This window comes from Nocardiopsis sp. MG754419 (assembly GCF_018207095.1).
Taxonomy (GTDB): Bacteria; Actinomycetota; Actinomycetes; order Streptosporangiales; family Streptosporangiaceae; genus Nocardiopsis.
The window spans coordinates 15,093-29,481 of the sequence record NZ_QOCZ01000133.1; the positions used below are offsets into that span (position 1 = coordinate 15,093).

The window sequence follows — 14,389 nt, forward strand, 5'->3', positions numbered from 1 at the left end:
CCCGCCGCGCCATCCTTCGCGCCGCCGTCGCCGTCCTCAACCGGGACCGCAACGCCCCGCTGTCGACCGTCGCCGACGCCGCCGACGTGGGACGCAGTACGCTGCACCGCTACTTCGCCGATCGCGAGGAACTGCTCGCCGCCACCTTCGACGAGGCCCTCTCCGAGTTGGGTCGGGTCATGGAGGAGGCCCGGATCGACGAGGGGCGGGCGGTGGAGGCGCTGCGTCGTGTGGTGGCCGCGCACGTCGAGGTGGGGGAGTGGGTGGTCTTCGCCTTCGGCGACCCCGCCAACGAGGCCTACGCCCCCGACGACGCCGAGCCCGAGCCCGCGCTCTTGGTGGACCTGATCCGTCGAGGTCAGGCCGAAGGGGATCTGACCGCCGACCTGGACGCCGTGTGGGTCGTGAACGTGCTGTGGGCCCTGGTCTTCACCGGGATGGAACAGGTCGAGGCCGGACGTCTGTCGCGCCACGCGGTCGCCTCCACGGTGATCCGCACCCTCGAAGGGGGAGTCCTGGCGCGCCCGTGAGCCGTCCGCGTCCGTCTGCTGTAATGGGCGTATGCACTTGAACCCTTACGGGCAGGGTCCGCTCACCCTCGCGGTCGACCTGGCCAACCGGCCGCCGGCGGACGCCACCGGGTTGGAGGGACGGTGCGGGGCCTTCGACCTCCTCCTGGAGGAACCCGTGGGCACGAGCGACCTGGCCGCCACCCTGGGGTTCCTCGATCGCTGGCGCCGGGTGGTCGACGCCCCCGACGCCGCCACCCGGGCGGCCCGACTCAACGTGCTCCTGGAGGAGTTCGCCGCGCCGCCCCGGCTCACCGACCACGCCGGAACCGGGTGGCACCTGCACTACCGTCCCGATCGGCTCGCCGCCCACCGTCAGATCGCCGCGCTGGTCACGGTGGGCACCGCCCTGCACCTGACCGGTCGGGGCATGCGCCGGTTGGGCCGCTGCGCCGCCCACGACTGCGACGACGTCTACGCCGACTTCTCCCGTCATGGTCGGCAGCGCTACTGCTCGGCGCTGTGCGGCAACCGCGACGCCGTCCGCCGTCACCGCGCCCGCGCCTCCGAGGCGGCGGAGGACGCCCTTCCCTAGCATCCCTCACCCCGCCGTCGAGGGCACGACCCCCGCTGCGGGCGAGAGGGGAGGGTTCGGTGGCCGCGGGCCCGGTGCGCCGAGGGCGGCCTCGACGGGTGCCGCGCCCGCGGGGTCGGGTCAGCTGTGGGCGTCGCGGCGGGCCACCGAGGCCAGGTCGGTCTCGATGCGCGCGGTGGTCTCCAACAGAACGGGCAACAGGTCGCGTCGCACGTCCTCGATCGAGGCGCGGTTGGCGTGCGCCGACACGTTGGCGGCGGCGATCACCCTGCCGTCGGTGTCGTGGATGGGCGCGGCCAGGGAACGCAGCCCCTCCTCCAGTTCCTGGTCGACGATCGCGTAGCCCTGTTCGCGCACCCGCAGGATCTCCGTGCGCAGGGGGGCGGTCTCGGTGATCGTGAACCGCGTCAGAGGTCTGAGCACGACCCGGTCCAGGTAGGCCGTGAGCCCGGTGTCGTCGTACCCGGCCAGGAGCACACGGCCCATGGAGGTGGCGGCGGCGGGGAAGCGGGTGCCCACGGTGATGGCCACGGCCATGATCCGCGAGGTGGCCACGCGGGCCACGTACAGCACGTCGTCGCCGTCCAGTACCGAGACGGAGGCGGACTCGCGCACCCGCGCGGACAGGTCCTCCAGGTGGGGCTGGGCCACGTCGGGCAGGCCCGCGGAGGCCACGTAGGCGTAGCCCAGCTCCAGCACGCGCGGGGTCAGGGAGAACAGGCGTCCGTCGGTGCGCACGTAGCCCAGGTCCACCAGCGTGAGCAGGAAGCGCCGGGCCGCCGCTCGGGTCAGGTCGGTGGCGCGGGCGACCTCGCTGAGGGTCATGGACGGTCGTTCCGCGGAGAAGGCGCGGATGACCGTCAGCCCCCGTTCGAGGGACTGGACGAAGTGGGCTCCGCGTTCGGAGGCGTCCTCGGTGGTCATGGGGCCCTTCCGGGTCGAGATGGGGGGGTGTGTTCGCCGGTGGGCGTCGCACGGCCCACGGGCGATGTTCTCATACCGAACACCTCGGGACTCTCTTGACCCTTTCTGTGAACGGCGCTACGGTCATACCCAAGATGTTCGCACTGTGAACATGCATTCGCTATACGAACGGGAGGGTCACCATGGCCGTGCCCCTGGGCGAGGCGGTCGGGCAGCTGATCCACGACGGTGACACCGTCGCCCTGGAAGGCTTCACCCACCTCATCCCCGTGGCCGCCGGGCAGGAGATCATCCGCCAGGGTCTGCGTGACCTGACCCTGGTGCGCATGACGCCCGACATCGTCTACGACCAGTTGATCGGCGCGGGCTGTGCGCGCAGGCTCGTCTTCTCCTGGGGCGGCAACCCCGGAGTCGGGTCCCTCCACCGTTTCCGCGACGCCGTCACCCACGGCTGGCCCGTTCCGCTGGAGATCGAGGAGCACAGCCACGCAGGGATGGCCAACCGCTACGTGGCCGGCGCCTCCGGGCTGCCGTTCGCGGTGCTGCGCGGCTACGCCGGCACCGACCTGATGGGGAACAACCCCCACATCAAGACCATCACCTGCCCCTTCACCGGACAGGAGCTGGCCGCGGTCCCCGCGCTCAACCCCGACGTCACCGTCATCCACGCCCAGCGCGCGGACACCGCCGGCAACGTGCAGCTGTGGGGCATCACCGGTATCCAGAAGGAGGCGGCTCTGGCCGCCGACCGGGTCCTGGTCACCGTCGAGGAGGAGGTTGCGACCCTCGAACCGGTGCCGGGACAGGTGATCCTGCCCGGCCGGGTCGTCGACGCGATCAGTGTGGTGCCCGGAGGCGCCGCCCCCTCCTACGCCCACGGCTACTACGAGCGCGACAACGCCGCCTACAAGGCCTGGGACGCCATCGGACGCGACCGCGACGCCTTCGGCGCCTGGCTCGCCGACCTCACCGGAGCGGCCGGCCCCTCCTCCTCTCCGGACCCCGACACCGAGCCCGTGGGGAGAGGCGCATGACCACCCCGACCTGGACCTCCGACGAGATCATGACGGTCACCGCCGCCCGCTCACTGGGCGACGGCATGGCCTGTTTCGTCGGCATCGGCCTGCCCAGCACCGCCGCCAACGTGGCCTGCCGCACCCACGCCCCCGGGCTGTGGATGATCTATGAGTCCGGCACCCTGGGCGCCTCTCCGGACCACCTGCCGTTGTCCATCGGCGACGGGATCCTGGCCGACACCGCGGACACGGTCGTGTCGGTGCCCGAGGTGTTCAACTACTGGCTCCAGGCCGGGCGTATCGACGTCGGGTTCCTCGGCGCCGCGCAGATCGACCGGTACGGCAACATCAACACCACGGTCATCGGCGACTACGACGACCCGAAGGTGCGCCTGCCCGGGGCGGGCGGCGCCCCCGAGATCGCTGCCTCCTGCCGCGAGGTCATCGTGATCATGCGACACAGCAGCCGGGCCTTCGTCGACAAGGTCGACTTCGTCACCTCGGTCGGCCACGGCTCCGGAGCCGGTGATCGCGACCGCCTCGGCCTCACCGGCGCGGGACCGGCACGGGTCATCACCGACCTCGGTGTCCTCGAACCCGACCCCGACAGCCGCGAACTCACCCTGGTGGGCGTGCACCCGGGTGTGGACGTCGACGACGTGCGCGCCGCCACGGGGTGGGACCTGCGGGTGGCCGACGGGCTACAGCGCACCCCCGCACCCACCGGCACCGAACTGTCCGTCCTGCGCTCCCTGACCGAGGCCGGCTGAACCGGACCCGAGGCCCCCGACCCGCATCGCCGGGTCGACCGACGCACACCACCCATCCCAGGAGACACCGGTGACCGACGTCCACGTTCTCGACGCCGTCCGCACCCCCTTCGGCAGGTACGGCGGAGCGCTCAGCGCCGTGCGCCCCGACGACCTCGCCGCCCACGTGGTCCGCGCCCTGGTCGAGCGCGCACCCGACCTCGATCCCGCGAGGATCGACGAGGTCCTGCTCGGCAACGCCAACGGGGCGGGCGAGGAGAACCGCAACGTCGCCCGCATGGCCACGCTCCTGGCCGGACTGCCCACCTCCGTGCCCGGGGCCACCGTCAACCGACTGTGCGGCTCCGGGATGGAGGCGGCCGTCCAGGGGGCCCGGGCCGTCCAGACCGGTGACGCCTCGCTCGTGCTGGCCGGGGGAGTGGAGTCGATGAGCCGCGCCCCCTGGGTGATGCCCAAACCCGCCAAGGCCTTCCCCGCCACCGACACGACCCTGCACTCCACCACCCTGGGCTGGCGGATGGTCAACCCGCGTATGCCGCGGGAATGGACGGTCTCCCTGGGCCAGAGCACCGAACAGCTCGCCGACGCCTACGACGTCGACCGCGCCGATCAGGACGCCTTCGCGCTCCAGAGCCACGCCAAGGCCGCACGCGCCTGGGCCGACGGGGTCTTCGACGACGAGATCGTCCAGGTGGAGGGCGCCCACCTGGACCGAGACGAGAGCATCCGCGAGACCTCCCTCAGCGCCCTCGCCGGTCTCACACCCGCCTTCCGCGACGAGGGCACCATCACCGCCGGCAACGCCTCCCCGCTCAACGACGGCGCCGCCGCCCTGCTGCTCGGCGACACCGCGGCGGCCGAGGCCACCGGGCTCCGGCCGCTGGCCCGCCTGGTCAGTCGGGGTGTGGCCGGGGTCGACCCCGACGTGTTCGGTATCGGACCGGTCCGGGCGGCCGAGATCGCACTGGAACGCGCCGGCATCGGCTGGGACGATCTGTCCGTGGTCGAACTCAACGAGGCCTTCGCCGCGCAGTCCCTGTCCTGCATCCGCAGCTGGAAGGGGCTGGACCCCGACATCGTCAACCCTCACGGCGGGGCCATCGCCATCGGCCACCCGCTCGGGGCCTCCGGAGCACGCGTCATCGGCTCCCTCGCCCACGAACTGCGCCGTCGTGGCGGCGGCTGGGGACTGGCCGCCCTGTGCATCGGCGTGGGACAGGGACTGGCCGTCGTCCTGCACGCCTGACCAGGGCACTCGACCCAGGGCACCTTCGAAAGGAACCGCCTCATGTCCGACACCTCCCCGGGGGGCCCGCACGTGCCCGGCTACGTGCGCGATCACGACACCCACCCGCCGTTGTCCTACGACGGGTACAAGAGCACCGCCCTGCGCCACCCCCGGCGCCCCCTCACCCTGCTGCCGCACATGCTCACCGAGATCACCTCACCCGTCCTGGGGGAGGACCGTCTCGGCGCCCACGACCACGACCTGACGCGTCAACACGAGGGCGAACCCCAGGGGCAGCGCATCATCCTCCACGGTCAGGTCCGTGACAGTGACGGAGCCCCGGTCCCGCACACGCTCGTGGAGATCTGGCAGGCCAACGCCGCCGGCCGCTACCGGCACGCCGCCGACACCTGGCCCGCGCCCCTGGACCCCCACTTCACCGGGGTCGGTCGGGTCATCACCGACGCCGAGGGGCGCTACCGGTTCGTCACCGTCCGGCCCGGCGCCTACCCCTGGAAGAACCACCAGAACGCCTGGCGGCCCGCCCACATCCACTTCTCGCTGTTCGGGCGCGCCTTCACCCAGCGCCTGGTCACCCAGATGTACTTCCCGGACGACCCGCTCTTCTTCCAGGACCCCATGTGGCTCTCGGTCCCGGACGAGCAGGCCCGCGCGCGCATGCTCGCCCACTACGACCACGACACCACCGAACCCGAGTGGGCCCTGGCCTACCGTTGGGACATCGTGCTGCGCGGACGCGAACAGACCCCGTTCGAGTCCGAGGAAGAGGTTCTGGAGGGCGACGAGTGACCACCCATCCCACCACCCCGTCCCAGACGGTCGGCCCCTACCTGCACATCGGTCTGCCCTGGCCCGACGGGCCCCTCGCCGTGGCCGAGGGCACCCCCGGCGCGATCTGGCTGCGCGGCACCGTCTACGACGGTGCGGGCGCACCCGTCACCGACGCCCTGATCGAGACCTGGCAGGCCGACCCCGACGGACGGTTCGACCATCCCGACGACCCGCGCGGCGCTCGCCACCGGCCCGGGTTCCGCGGTTTCGGACGCTGCCCCACCGACGCGGAGGGCTCCTACGCCGTCCTCACCCTCAAACCCGGTCCCGTCCCGGGACCCACGGGTGACCAGGCCCCGCACGTGGACGTGTCGGTCTTCGCGCGCGGCATGCTGCACAGGGTCGTCACCCGCCTGTACTTTCCGGAGGAGGAGAGGGCCAACGCCCAGGACCCGGTGCTGAGCCGCATCGAGGACCCCCGGGCGCGCGCCACACTCATCGCCCGTCAGGAGGAGGACGGCTACCGCCTGGACATCCGCCTCCAGGGGGAGGACGAGACCGTCTTCTTCGACATCTAGACCGGGTGCCCCGGGGGGAGGGCGGGGAGCCGGCCGGAACCCCGGGCCCGGTCGGCGGACCAAGCCCGAGGCTCCGCGCAGAGGCGCCCGCACCACCCACACCTGGCAAGGACGCACACACATGACCGGTCTGTTCGACGGTGTTCTCGACCGGGGCCCGGTGGGCCCGCTCACCGACGACACCGCCTGGCTCCAGGCCCTGTTGGACGCCGAGGCCGCGCTGGCGCGGGCCCTGGCGGACACCGGGCTCATCGGCACCGCACAGGCCGACACCATCGCCGCCGCGTGCGTCGCCGACCTCTACGACCCCGTCGCCCTCGGTGCCGCGGGCGCCGACGGTGGCAACCCCGTCATCCCGCTGGTGCGGGAACTCACCGCGCGAGTGGCCGAGCACGACCCCGACGCGGCCCGCCACGTCCACCGAGGCGCCACCAGTCAGGACATCCTGGACACCGCCGCCATGCTCGTCGTGCGCCGGGCCGGGCGCGCCCTGCACGCCGACCTGGCGGCGCTCGTGGAGGAACTGAAGGTCCTCGCCCACCGGCACCGCGTCACCCCCATGCCCGGGCGCACGCTGCTCCAACAGGCCCTGCCCACCACCTTCGGCGCCGTCGCCGCCGGATGGGCCCAGGGGTCGGCCGGCGCCGCCGAGCGCCTGGAGGAGGTCCTCACCCATCATCTGGCCGCTCAGCTCGGCGGGGCCGTGGGCACCCTGGCCTCCCTGCACCCCCACGGTCCGGAGGTGGCCGCGGCCTACGCCGACCGCCTCGCCCTGCCCGCACCCCTCCTGCCCTGGCACACCGAACGCGGCCGCGTCACCGAGGTCGCCGCCGCGTTGGGACGGGTGTGCGGGGCCGCCGGGAACCTCGCCCAGGACGTGGTCCTGCTCGCCCAGACCGAGATCGCGGAGGTCACCGAGGACGGCGGGGACAGCGTGGGCGGGTCCTCCACCATGCCGCACAAGCGCAACCCGGTCGCCGCCGTCGCGGTGCTGGCCTCCGCCCGCCAGGCCCCCGGTCTGGTCGCGACCCTGTTCGGCACTCAGATCCAGGAGCACCAGCGCGCCGCCGGGTCCTGGCACGCCGAATGGTCGCCCCTGACCGACCTGCTGCGCCGCACCGGTGCCGCCGTCTCCTGGTCGCGCACCTGTGTCGCCCGCCTGCGCGTGCACCCCGAACGCATGAGCGCCGACCTGGACCTGACCGGCGGCCTGGCGTTGAGCGAACGGGTCACCACCGACCTGACCCCGGAACTGGGACGGATGGAGGCCCACCGCCGGGTCACCGCGGCCTGCCGGGCGGCCGTGGTCGAGGGACGCGACCTCGTCGAGGTCCTGGCCGACCACCTCGACGGCCTGCGCAGCCCGGCTCGGATCCGGGACCTGCTCGATCCGGCCGCCTACCTGGGCGCCGCCCCCGCGTTCACCGACCGGGTCACCGGCCGGACGGGGAGCGGTGACACGGGGCCGGACCCGGGTAGGACCGGCGGCGAGGGCCGAACCGACAACGAAGAAGGAACTCCATGAGCGTTGCACTCCACCACACCGTGAGCGGCCCGGCCGACGCCCCGCCACTGGTCCTCGGGGGTTCTCTGGGCACCACACTGGACATGTGGGAACCCCAGGTCGAGGCCCTGTCCGCCTCCTTCCGGGTGATCCGGATCGACCACCGCGGACACGGCTCCTCGCCCGCGCCCGAAGGCCCCTACAGCCTCGCCGATCTGGGCGGGGACGTCCTGGACCTGCTCGACCGGCTGGGGATCGAACGCGCACACTACGTGGGCTTGTCCATCGGCGGCATGATCGGCCAGTGGTTGGCGATCCACGCCCCCGAACGGATCGACCGCCTCGTCCTGTTGGCCACCTCCCCCTACATGGGGCCGGCCCAGAACTGGCGCGACCGGGCGGCCCTGGTCCGTGAGCAGGGCACCGCCGCCCTCGCCGACTCCGTGGTGGAACGGTGGTTCACCCCCGCCTTCGTCGAGGCCCACCCCCAGGACGTCGCCCGGCTGCGCGACCAGATCGCGGCCACCCCCGACCAGGGGTACGCGGGCTGCTGCGGCGCCATCGAGCACCACGACACCCGCAAGGACCTGGACCGCATCACCGCGCCCACCCTGGTGGTGTCCGGCGCCGAGGACCCCTCCACACCGCCCGACGGGCACGGCTCGCTGTTGGCCGAGGGCATCCCCGGCGCCCAGTACGTGGTGCTCGAGGACGCCGCCCACCTGCTGTCCTGGGAGCACGCCGACCGCGTCAACACCCTCCTCAGCCGGCACCTGACCGCGGGGGACCGGCACGCCGCAGGCATGCGGGTACGGCGCGGCGTGCTCGGCGACGCCCACGTGGACCGGGCCGAGGCCCGCACGACCACCTTCACCGCCCCCTTCCAGGACCTCATCACCCGCTACGCCTGGGGGGAGATCTGGACCCGTCCGGGTCTGGACCGGCGGACCCGGAGCTGCATGGTGCTGACCGCGCTGGTCGCGCAGGGACACTGGGGCGAGGTGGCCATGCACGTGCGCGCCGCGCTGCGCAACGGGCTGACCCCCGACGAGATCGGCGAGGTGTTCCTCCAGGCCGCGATCTACTGCGGTGTCCCCGCCGCCAACAAGGCCTTCGCCATCGCCCAGGAGGTCTTCGACGAACAGGGCTGAGCCGCCGGGTCCCTCCGGAATCCAGGACACCCGGAGGGACCGGCGCGCACCTGTCGTCCCCGGGCGGTAGAAGGGACCATGGACAACACCGATGAGGCCCTGCGCGAGCGGGGCGAGCGCTTCCACGCACTCCACCAGGGGCCGGACGTCTTCGTCCTGGCCAACGCCTGGGACGCCGGGTCGGCCCGCCTGCTCCAGGCCGTCGGTTTCGCCGCACTGGGGACCACCAGCGCCGGATTGGCGCACGCACTGGGACGGCACGACGGTACGGGCCGTGTGGGGCTGGGGGAGACCCTGGGCAACGCGGCGGCCATCGCCGCCGCCACGACCCTGCCGGTCTCCGCCGACCTGGAGAGCGGCTTCGGCTCCACCCCGGACGAGGTCGCCCGCACCCTCACCCGGGTGGGGCGCACCGGGGTGGTCGGCGGTTCGGTCGAGGACACCACCGGCGATCCCGCCGCACCGATCCGACCCCTGGGCCAGGCCGTGGCACGGGTCGAGGCCGCGGTCGAGGCGGCCCGCGCACTGCCGTTCCGATTCACGCTGACCGCCCGTGCGGACGGCTTCCTGTACGGTCGCGCGGACCTGGAGGACACCATCGCGCGTCTGCGGGCCTTCGCCCGGGCCGGCGCGGACGTGGTGTACGCACCCGGCCTGCCGGACGTCGAGGCGATCAGCGCGGTGTGCGCGGCGGTGGACGTTCCGGTGAACGTCCTGGCCGCGGGCGCGGCGGCGCGACTGTCGGTGACGGAGTTGGGGGACCTGGGGGTGCGCCGGGTGAGTCTGGGTTCGGGGCTCTCGCGCACCGCGCTCACCCACGCGTTGGCCACGGCGCAGGAGATCGCCGAACACGGGCGGTTGGACCGGCTGACGGAGGCGATGTCCGGTGACGAGGTGCACCGGTGGTTGGGTCCGGACCGCCCCGCGCCGTCGGTGCCACCGCTGCCCTGACGGTCCCGTCCCGCGAGGGAGCGGCGCGTCCCGTCGTGGCAGTGCGCGCTCAGCGCGTGAACGCGACCCCGGCCAGTTCCCAACGTTTGACGGCAGGGTCGTCGGGGCGTGCGACCGGGGTCCGCTCGGGGTGACGCCACGTGGCGCAGTCCACCACGTGGGGTCCCTCGTCGCGACCGTCGGCCCAGGCGCCGACCAGGTCGAGCCCCTCGAAGACGACGGAGGCCTCCTCGGGGCTGCGCACCCGGCCCCAGCTCGTGCCGAAGGACAGGATCTTGTCGGTCAACCAGGCGGCGGCCTCGGGGTCGTCGGAGACCACGTGCGAGAAGATCACCGCGGACCCGGGGGCGAGACGGTCCACCAGGTCGCGCACCACCCCGAAGGGGTCGCTGTCGTCGGGCACACAGTGCAGGAGGGAGACCAGCATGACGCACACCGGTCGCTCGGTGTCGATGAGCTCGGCCGCCTCGGGCGAGTGCAGGATCCGGTCGGTCTCGCGGATGTCGGACAGCAGGAACGCGGTGGTGGAGGTGTCGCCGAGCAGCGCCCGGCCGTGGGCCATCACCATGGGGTCGTTGTCGACGTAGAGCACCCTGGCCCGGGGGTTGGTGCGCTGGGCGACCTGGTGGGTGTTGTCGGTGGTCGGCAACCCGGCACCCAGGTCGAGGAACTGGTCGATGCCCCGGGCGCCGACGTACTCGACCGCGCGCCGCAGGAACGCACGGTTGTCGTTGGCGAAGGAGACGAGCTCTGGGACCCCCGCGGCGAGCTCCTCGCACGCCTTGCGGTCGGAGGCGAAGTTGTCCTTCCCGCCCAGCAGGTAGTCGTACATCCGGGCGATGCTCGGCGTGTCCATGTCGATATGCGGGGGGAAGCGATCGGCCATAGGAGAGGTACCAATCAGGGCTCGTGGTGCGCGTTCGTCTCCAGGCGAATCGTAACGGTGTTTCGGCGGCCTTACCGACGTTTTCCGAAAGAAAAACGGTCGGACCGCTCAGGGGCCGTCGAAAAGGGGGAGCTCGTCGGCGACATGGCCCGGCGCCACGGCCCTGACGCGAGCCCCGGTGCCCGAGGGGAGAGGGGGAACGGAGGGTATCGGTACCGGGTCCCAAAAGGTCTCCGGGGAAATCCGCTCCGATGTTCCCGCCGGTGCGACGAAAACGTCCGCGGAACCTTCTTCCGGAGAATACGCGGTGTTCTCGCCGGCTCCGTTCTTCGGGTCCGGGAGTTCCCTCTCTCCCGTCGACGGGTCCCTGACCAGCGCGACCAACGCCCGCTTGTCCAGACCCGCCCAGCGAACGAGCACGAAGGGATCGCGGTCGGCCTCCTCACCCAGAGCGGCGGCCACCGTCGTGAGGTGGGCGCATCGGCCGCGCCAGTGGTCGCACGAGCAGGTCGCCACCAGCCGGTCCCAGCCGGCGGGGACCAGGTCCAGGCCGAGCAGGGTGAACACCCGGTCCGCCTCCTCGGGCAGTTCACCGGAGAGGATCCTGCCCCGGAACACCGGCTGGGAGGCCAGGGCGGCGCACGTCCGCACCCACGCGGTCCGCGGCCACACGTCCCGGATCAGGCTCACCTCGTGGCCGTCCGCCCGTGCCAGCAGCTCGCCGGGTCGCACCCGCAGCCCCTCCGCGGCACCGACCGCGCCGGACGCGTCGAGGGCCTCGCCCACCAACGTCGACCAACTCACCCCGCCACCGCCTCGGGCGCCAGACGTACCACCTCGCGCAGGTCCTCCACCGACAACCCGCCCAGCCACGCCTCCCCGGTGGCCACCGCGGCGTCGGCCAGCGCGCTCTTGCGTTCGATCATCTCGTCCACACGTTCCTCCACGGTGCCCACACAGACCATCTTGCGCACCTGCACGTCACGTCGTTGACCGATCCGGAACGCCCGGTCGGTGGCCTGGTTCTCCACCGCCGGGTTCCACCACCGGTCGACGTGCACCACGTGGTTGGCGGCGGTGAGGTTCAGCCCCGTCCCCGCGGCCTTGAGCGACAACAGGAACACCGCGGGCCCCCGCAGGGTCTGGAAGTGCTCGGTCATCCGCTCGCGGTCGGCCCGCGAGGTGCCCCCGTGCAACCACAGCACCGGTACCCCCAGCCGGGAGCGCAGGTAGGGCGCCAGACGCTCGCCCCAGCGCGCGTACTGCGTGAAGCACAGCGCCTTGTCGCCCTCGGCCACCGCCTCGCCCAGGATCGACTCCAGCCGCTCCAACTTGCCCGAGCGTCCGGCCAGCGCGGAGCCGTCCCCCAGGAACTGCGCCGGGTGGTTGCAGATCTGTTTGAGCCGGGACATGGTCGCCAACACCAGCCCCTTGCGCTCCTTCTCGTCGGCCTCGGCCAGACGATCGCCCATCTCGTCCACCACGGCCTTGTACAACGAGGCCTGTTCGGGCGTGAGCGTGCACCAGGTGCGCATCTGGTGCTTGGCCGGCAGGTCCGCGATGATCGACCGGTCGGTCTTCAACCGGCGCAGCACGAACGGACCCGTCAACCGGCGCACCAGGTCGGTGCCGCCGGTGTCCTCCGCGGTCTCCGGGACGCCCGCACCGCCGTCGACCTCGGCCTCGGCCCGGTCGGCCACCGCGCGCTGGAAGTCGGCGGCCGTGCCGAGCAGCCCCGGGTTGGCGAACTCCATCACCGACCAGAGCTCGCCGAGGTTGTTCTCCACCGGGGTTCCGGTGAGCGCGATCCGGGTCGCCGCGGGCAGTGACCGCACCGCCCGCGCCTGACGGGTGTCGTGGTTCTTCAACGCCTGGGCCTCGTCGCACACCACCCGGTGCCAGGGCATTCCCGCCAGCTCCTCGGCGTCGCGCGCGACCACCCCGTACGTGGTGACCACCAGGTCGCAGCCGCCCACGATGCGCGCCAGCGCGTTGCCCGTGGGACGGTCCGGACCGTGATGGACGTGCACCCGCAGATCCGGGGCGAACCTCTCGGCCTCACGCCGCCAGTTGCCCACCAACGACACCGGGCAGACCATCAGCGTGGGTCCCGGTGCGGGGCCCTCGACGCGCTCGTCGGTGAGCAGCGCCAGCAGCTGTACGGTCTTGCCCAGCCCCATGTCGTCGGCGAGCACCGCGCCCAGGCCGAGCTCGCCCAGGAACCGCAGCCAGGACGCGCCCCGGTCCTGGTACGGACGCAGCGTTCCCTTGAAGCCGACCGGGGTGCCGAGAGGTCGTGGTTCGGCCTTGGCCCCGCCGTCGAGAAGGGCGCCCAGCGGGCCGTCGGCCACCACGTCCGCCACCGGCAGCGGTGTGGCCTCGGCCGCGCCGATGGCCGTGCGCAGCGCCTCCTCGCGTCCCATCCGACGCGGTCCCGCGCGCCGCATGAGCTCCAGGGCCGAGGCCACGCGGTCCGGGTCCACCTCCATCCACCGACCCCGCACCCGCACCAGCGACCGTTTGAGGCGGGCCAGCTCCGCGAGTTCGGCGAGTTCCTCCCCGTTCAGCGGCGTCGCGTCCTCGCCGCCGCTCAACAGCGCCTCGAAGGACACGTCCACCAGATCCGCGGGGCTCACCCCACCACGGCGTCGGCGCCGGGGCTCCTCGGTCACGGTCATCCGCAGCCCCAGACCGTCCCGGCCGCTCCACTCGGGCAGCACCACACCGAACCCGGCCTCGGTCAACCGTGCGGCGCCCGCGCCCACGAACTCCTGCGCCCCGGCGGTGTCCAGGAACAGGTGGGCCGGGGCCAAGGTGCCCAGTGCCCGGCCCAGCGCCGGCAGGTGACGGGCGGCCCGGCGCAGGTCGGCCAGGGCGGTGGTGGCCACGTCGTCGGGCAGCCAGGCCGCCCCCTCACCGAGCCACACCTGCTCCAAGGGCAGCCGTAGCCCGGGGTCGGTGGTGGAGCGCACCCAGAACTCCACGGTCCAGGGGCGGGGACCGTTGCGCGAGCCCTCCCGCTCGGGCTCGCGCAGGACGAACAGCAGTTGGGCCCGGCCGCCCCCGCGCACCCGTGAGCGCCACTCGCGCAGCGGTCCGCGCAGCGCGGCCACGGTGTCCTCCTCCACCCGGGTGTCGTCACTGGTGAGCGCGGTGGCCAACCGCGACGCCGGGGAGGGCGGCGCGTCGTGGACGCGCGCGGGGACCCGCGCCAGTCGGCGAGCGGCGGCGTCGGTGAGCAGTTCCAGAGGGGCCAACACGCAGGTGCGCGCGGCGTCGGCGCGCTCGGGGCCGTCCAGGTGGGCGGTGGCCGCCGGCGGCAACGCGGCGGTGAGCGCTGCCAGGTGCGCCTCCGCCGTGTCCAGAGGGGCGGGCCGCCAGCGGGCGCGCGGCGGGGAGCCGACCAGGTCGGGTAGGACGCCTCCGGCCCGGACCAGACCTCGGGCGAAGGCGTGGACGGCCCCCAGGTGGAGCAGGGCCGGGCC

At 73.0% G+C, this 14,389-nt stretch carries 14 protein-coding genes; 10 read left to right on the forward strand and 4 right to left on the reverse strand.

Annotation, left to right across the window (positions count from 1 at the left end):
- Positions 1-11: 11 nt before the first annotated feature.
- Positions 12-530: a TetR/AcrR family transcriptional regulator gene (locus DSY14_RS21480; RefSeq protein WP_374224038.1), complete on the forward strand. Its 519-nt coding sequence runs from the start codon at positions 12-14 to the stop codon at positions 528-530.
- A 31-nt stretch (positions 531-561) separates the two neighbouring features.
- Complete coding sequence (locus DSY14_RS21485; RefSeq protein WP_211718411.1) at positions 562-1,104, forward strand: CGNR zinc finger domain-containing protein; 543 nt, start codon at positions 562-564, stop codon at positions 1,102-1,104.
- Positions 1,105-1,224: 120 nt separating this feature from the next.
- Here the strand turns inward: DSY14_RS21485 and DSY14_RS21490 are convergent, their stop codons facing one another.
- Positions 1,225-2,028 carry an IclR family transcriptional regulator C-terminal domain-containing protein gene (locus tag DSY14_RS21490; RefSeq protein WP_211718412.1) on the reverse strand — a complete coding sequence of 268 codons (804 nt, stop codon included), beginning with the start codon at positions 2,026-2,028 and terminating at the stop codon, positions 1,225-1,227.
- Between the two features lie 182 nt (positions 2,029-2,210).
- On the opposite strand from DSY14_RS21490, the gene DSY14_RS21495 reads away from it, so the two are divergent.
- The 8 genes from DSY14_RS21495 (at position 2,211) to DSY14_RS21530 (ending at position 10,018) form a co-directional block, all read left to right on the forward strand.
- Positions 2,211-3,062 (forward strand): CoA transferase subunit A, encoded by an 852-nt coding sequence (locus DSY14_RS21495; protein WP_211718413.1) that lies wholly within the window; start codon positions 2,211-2,213, stop codon positions 3,060-3,062.
- A complete protein-coding gene (locus DSY14_RS21500; protein ID WP_211718414.1) occupies positions 3,059-3,814 on the forward strand; it encodes a CoA-transferase subunit beta in 756 nt (251 codons plus the stop codon). Before DSY14_RS21495 ends, DSY14_RS21500 begins: the two co-directional genes overlap by 4 nt.
- Before the next feature lie 70 nt (positions 3,815-3,884).
- Complete coding sequence (locus DSY14_RS21505; RefSeq protein ID WP_211718415.1) at positions 3,885-5,060, forward strand: thiolase family protein; 1,176 nt, start codon at positions 3,885-3,887, stop codon at positions 5,058-5,060.
- 42 nt (positions 5,061-5,102) lie between these two features.
- Positions 5,103-5,852 carry a protocatechuate 3,4-dioxygenase subunit beta gene (gene pcaH / locus DSY14_RS21510; protein ID WP_211718416.1) on the forward strand — a complete coding sequence of 250 codons (750 nt, stop codon included), beginning with the start codon at positions 5,103-5,105 and terminating at the stop codon, positions 5,850-5,852.
- The gene (gene pcaG, locus DSY14_RS21515) at positions 5,849-6,412 is read left to right on the forward strand and encodes a protocatechuate 3,4-dioxygenase subunit alpha (protein WP_211718417.1); all 564 of its coding nucleotides are present in this window, start codon (positions 5,849-5,851) and stop codon (positions 6,410-6,412) included. The genes pcaH and pcaG overlap by 4 nt, the downstream gene beginning before the upstream one ends.
- A 121-nt stretch (positions 6,413-6,533) precedes the next feature.
- Complete coding sequence (pcaB, locus tag DSY14_RS21520) at positions 6,534-7,937, forward strand: 3-carboxy-cis,cis-muconate cycloisomerase (protein ID WP_211718418.1); 1,404 nt, start codon at positions 6,534-6,536, stop codon at positions 7,935-7,937.
- Positions 7,934-9,067 (forward strand): 3-oxoadipate enol-lactonase, encoded by a 1,134-nt coding sequence (pcaD, locus tag DSY14_RS21525; protein WP_211718419.1) that lies wholly within the window; start codon positions 7,934-7,936, stop codon positions 9,065-9,067. Before pcaB ends, pcaD begins: the two co-directional genes overlap by 4 nt.
- Before the next feature lie 78 nt (positions 9,068-9,145).
- Positions 9,146-10,018, forward strand: coding sequence for an isocitrate lyase/phosphoenolpyruvate mutase family protein (locus DSY14_RS21530; RefSeq protein ID WP_211718420.1), 873 nt, complete (start codon positions 9,146-9,148; stop codon positions 10,016-10,018).
- Positions 10,019-10,067: 49 nt separating this feature from the next.
- On the opposite strand, the gene DSY14_RS21535 is transcribed toward DSY14_RS21530, so the two are convergent.
- From DSY14_RS21535 to DSY14_RS21545, 3 genes are all read right to left on the reverse strand, one after another.
- Positions 10,068-10,904, reverse strand: a complete 837-nt coding sequence (locus DSY14_RS21535) for an SAM-dependent methyltransferase (protein WP_211718421.1) — start codon at positions 10,902-10,904, stop codon at positions 10,068-10,070.
- A gap of 108 nt (positions 10,905-11,012) precedes the next feature.
- Positions 11,013-11,708 (reverse strand): hypothetical protein, encoded by a 696-nt coding sequence (locus DSY14_RS21540; RefSeq protein WP_211718422.1) that lies wholly within the window; start codon positions 11,706-11,708, stop codon positions 11,013-11,015.
- The coding region (locus tag DSY14_RS21545) for a DEAD/DEAH box helicase (protein ID WP_211718423.1) at positions 11,705-14,389 on the reverse strand (2,685 nt) is incomplete at its 5' end. The genes DSY14_RS21540 and DSY14_RS21545, both read right to left, overlap by 4 nt.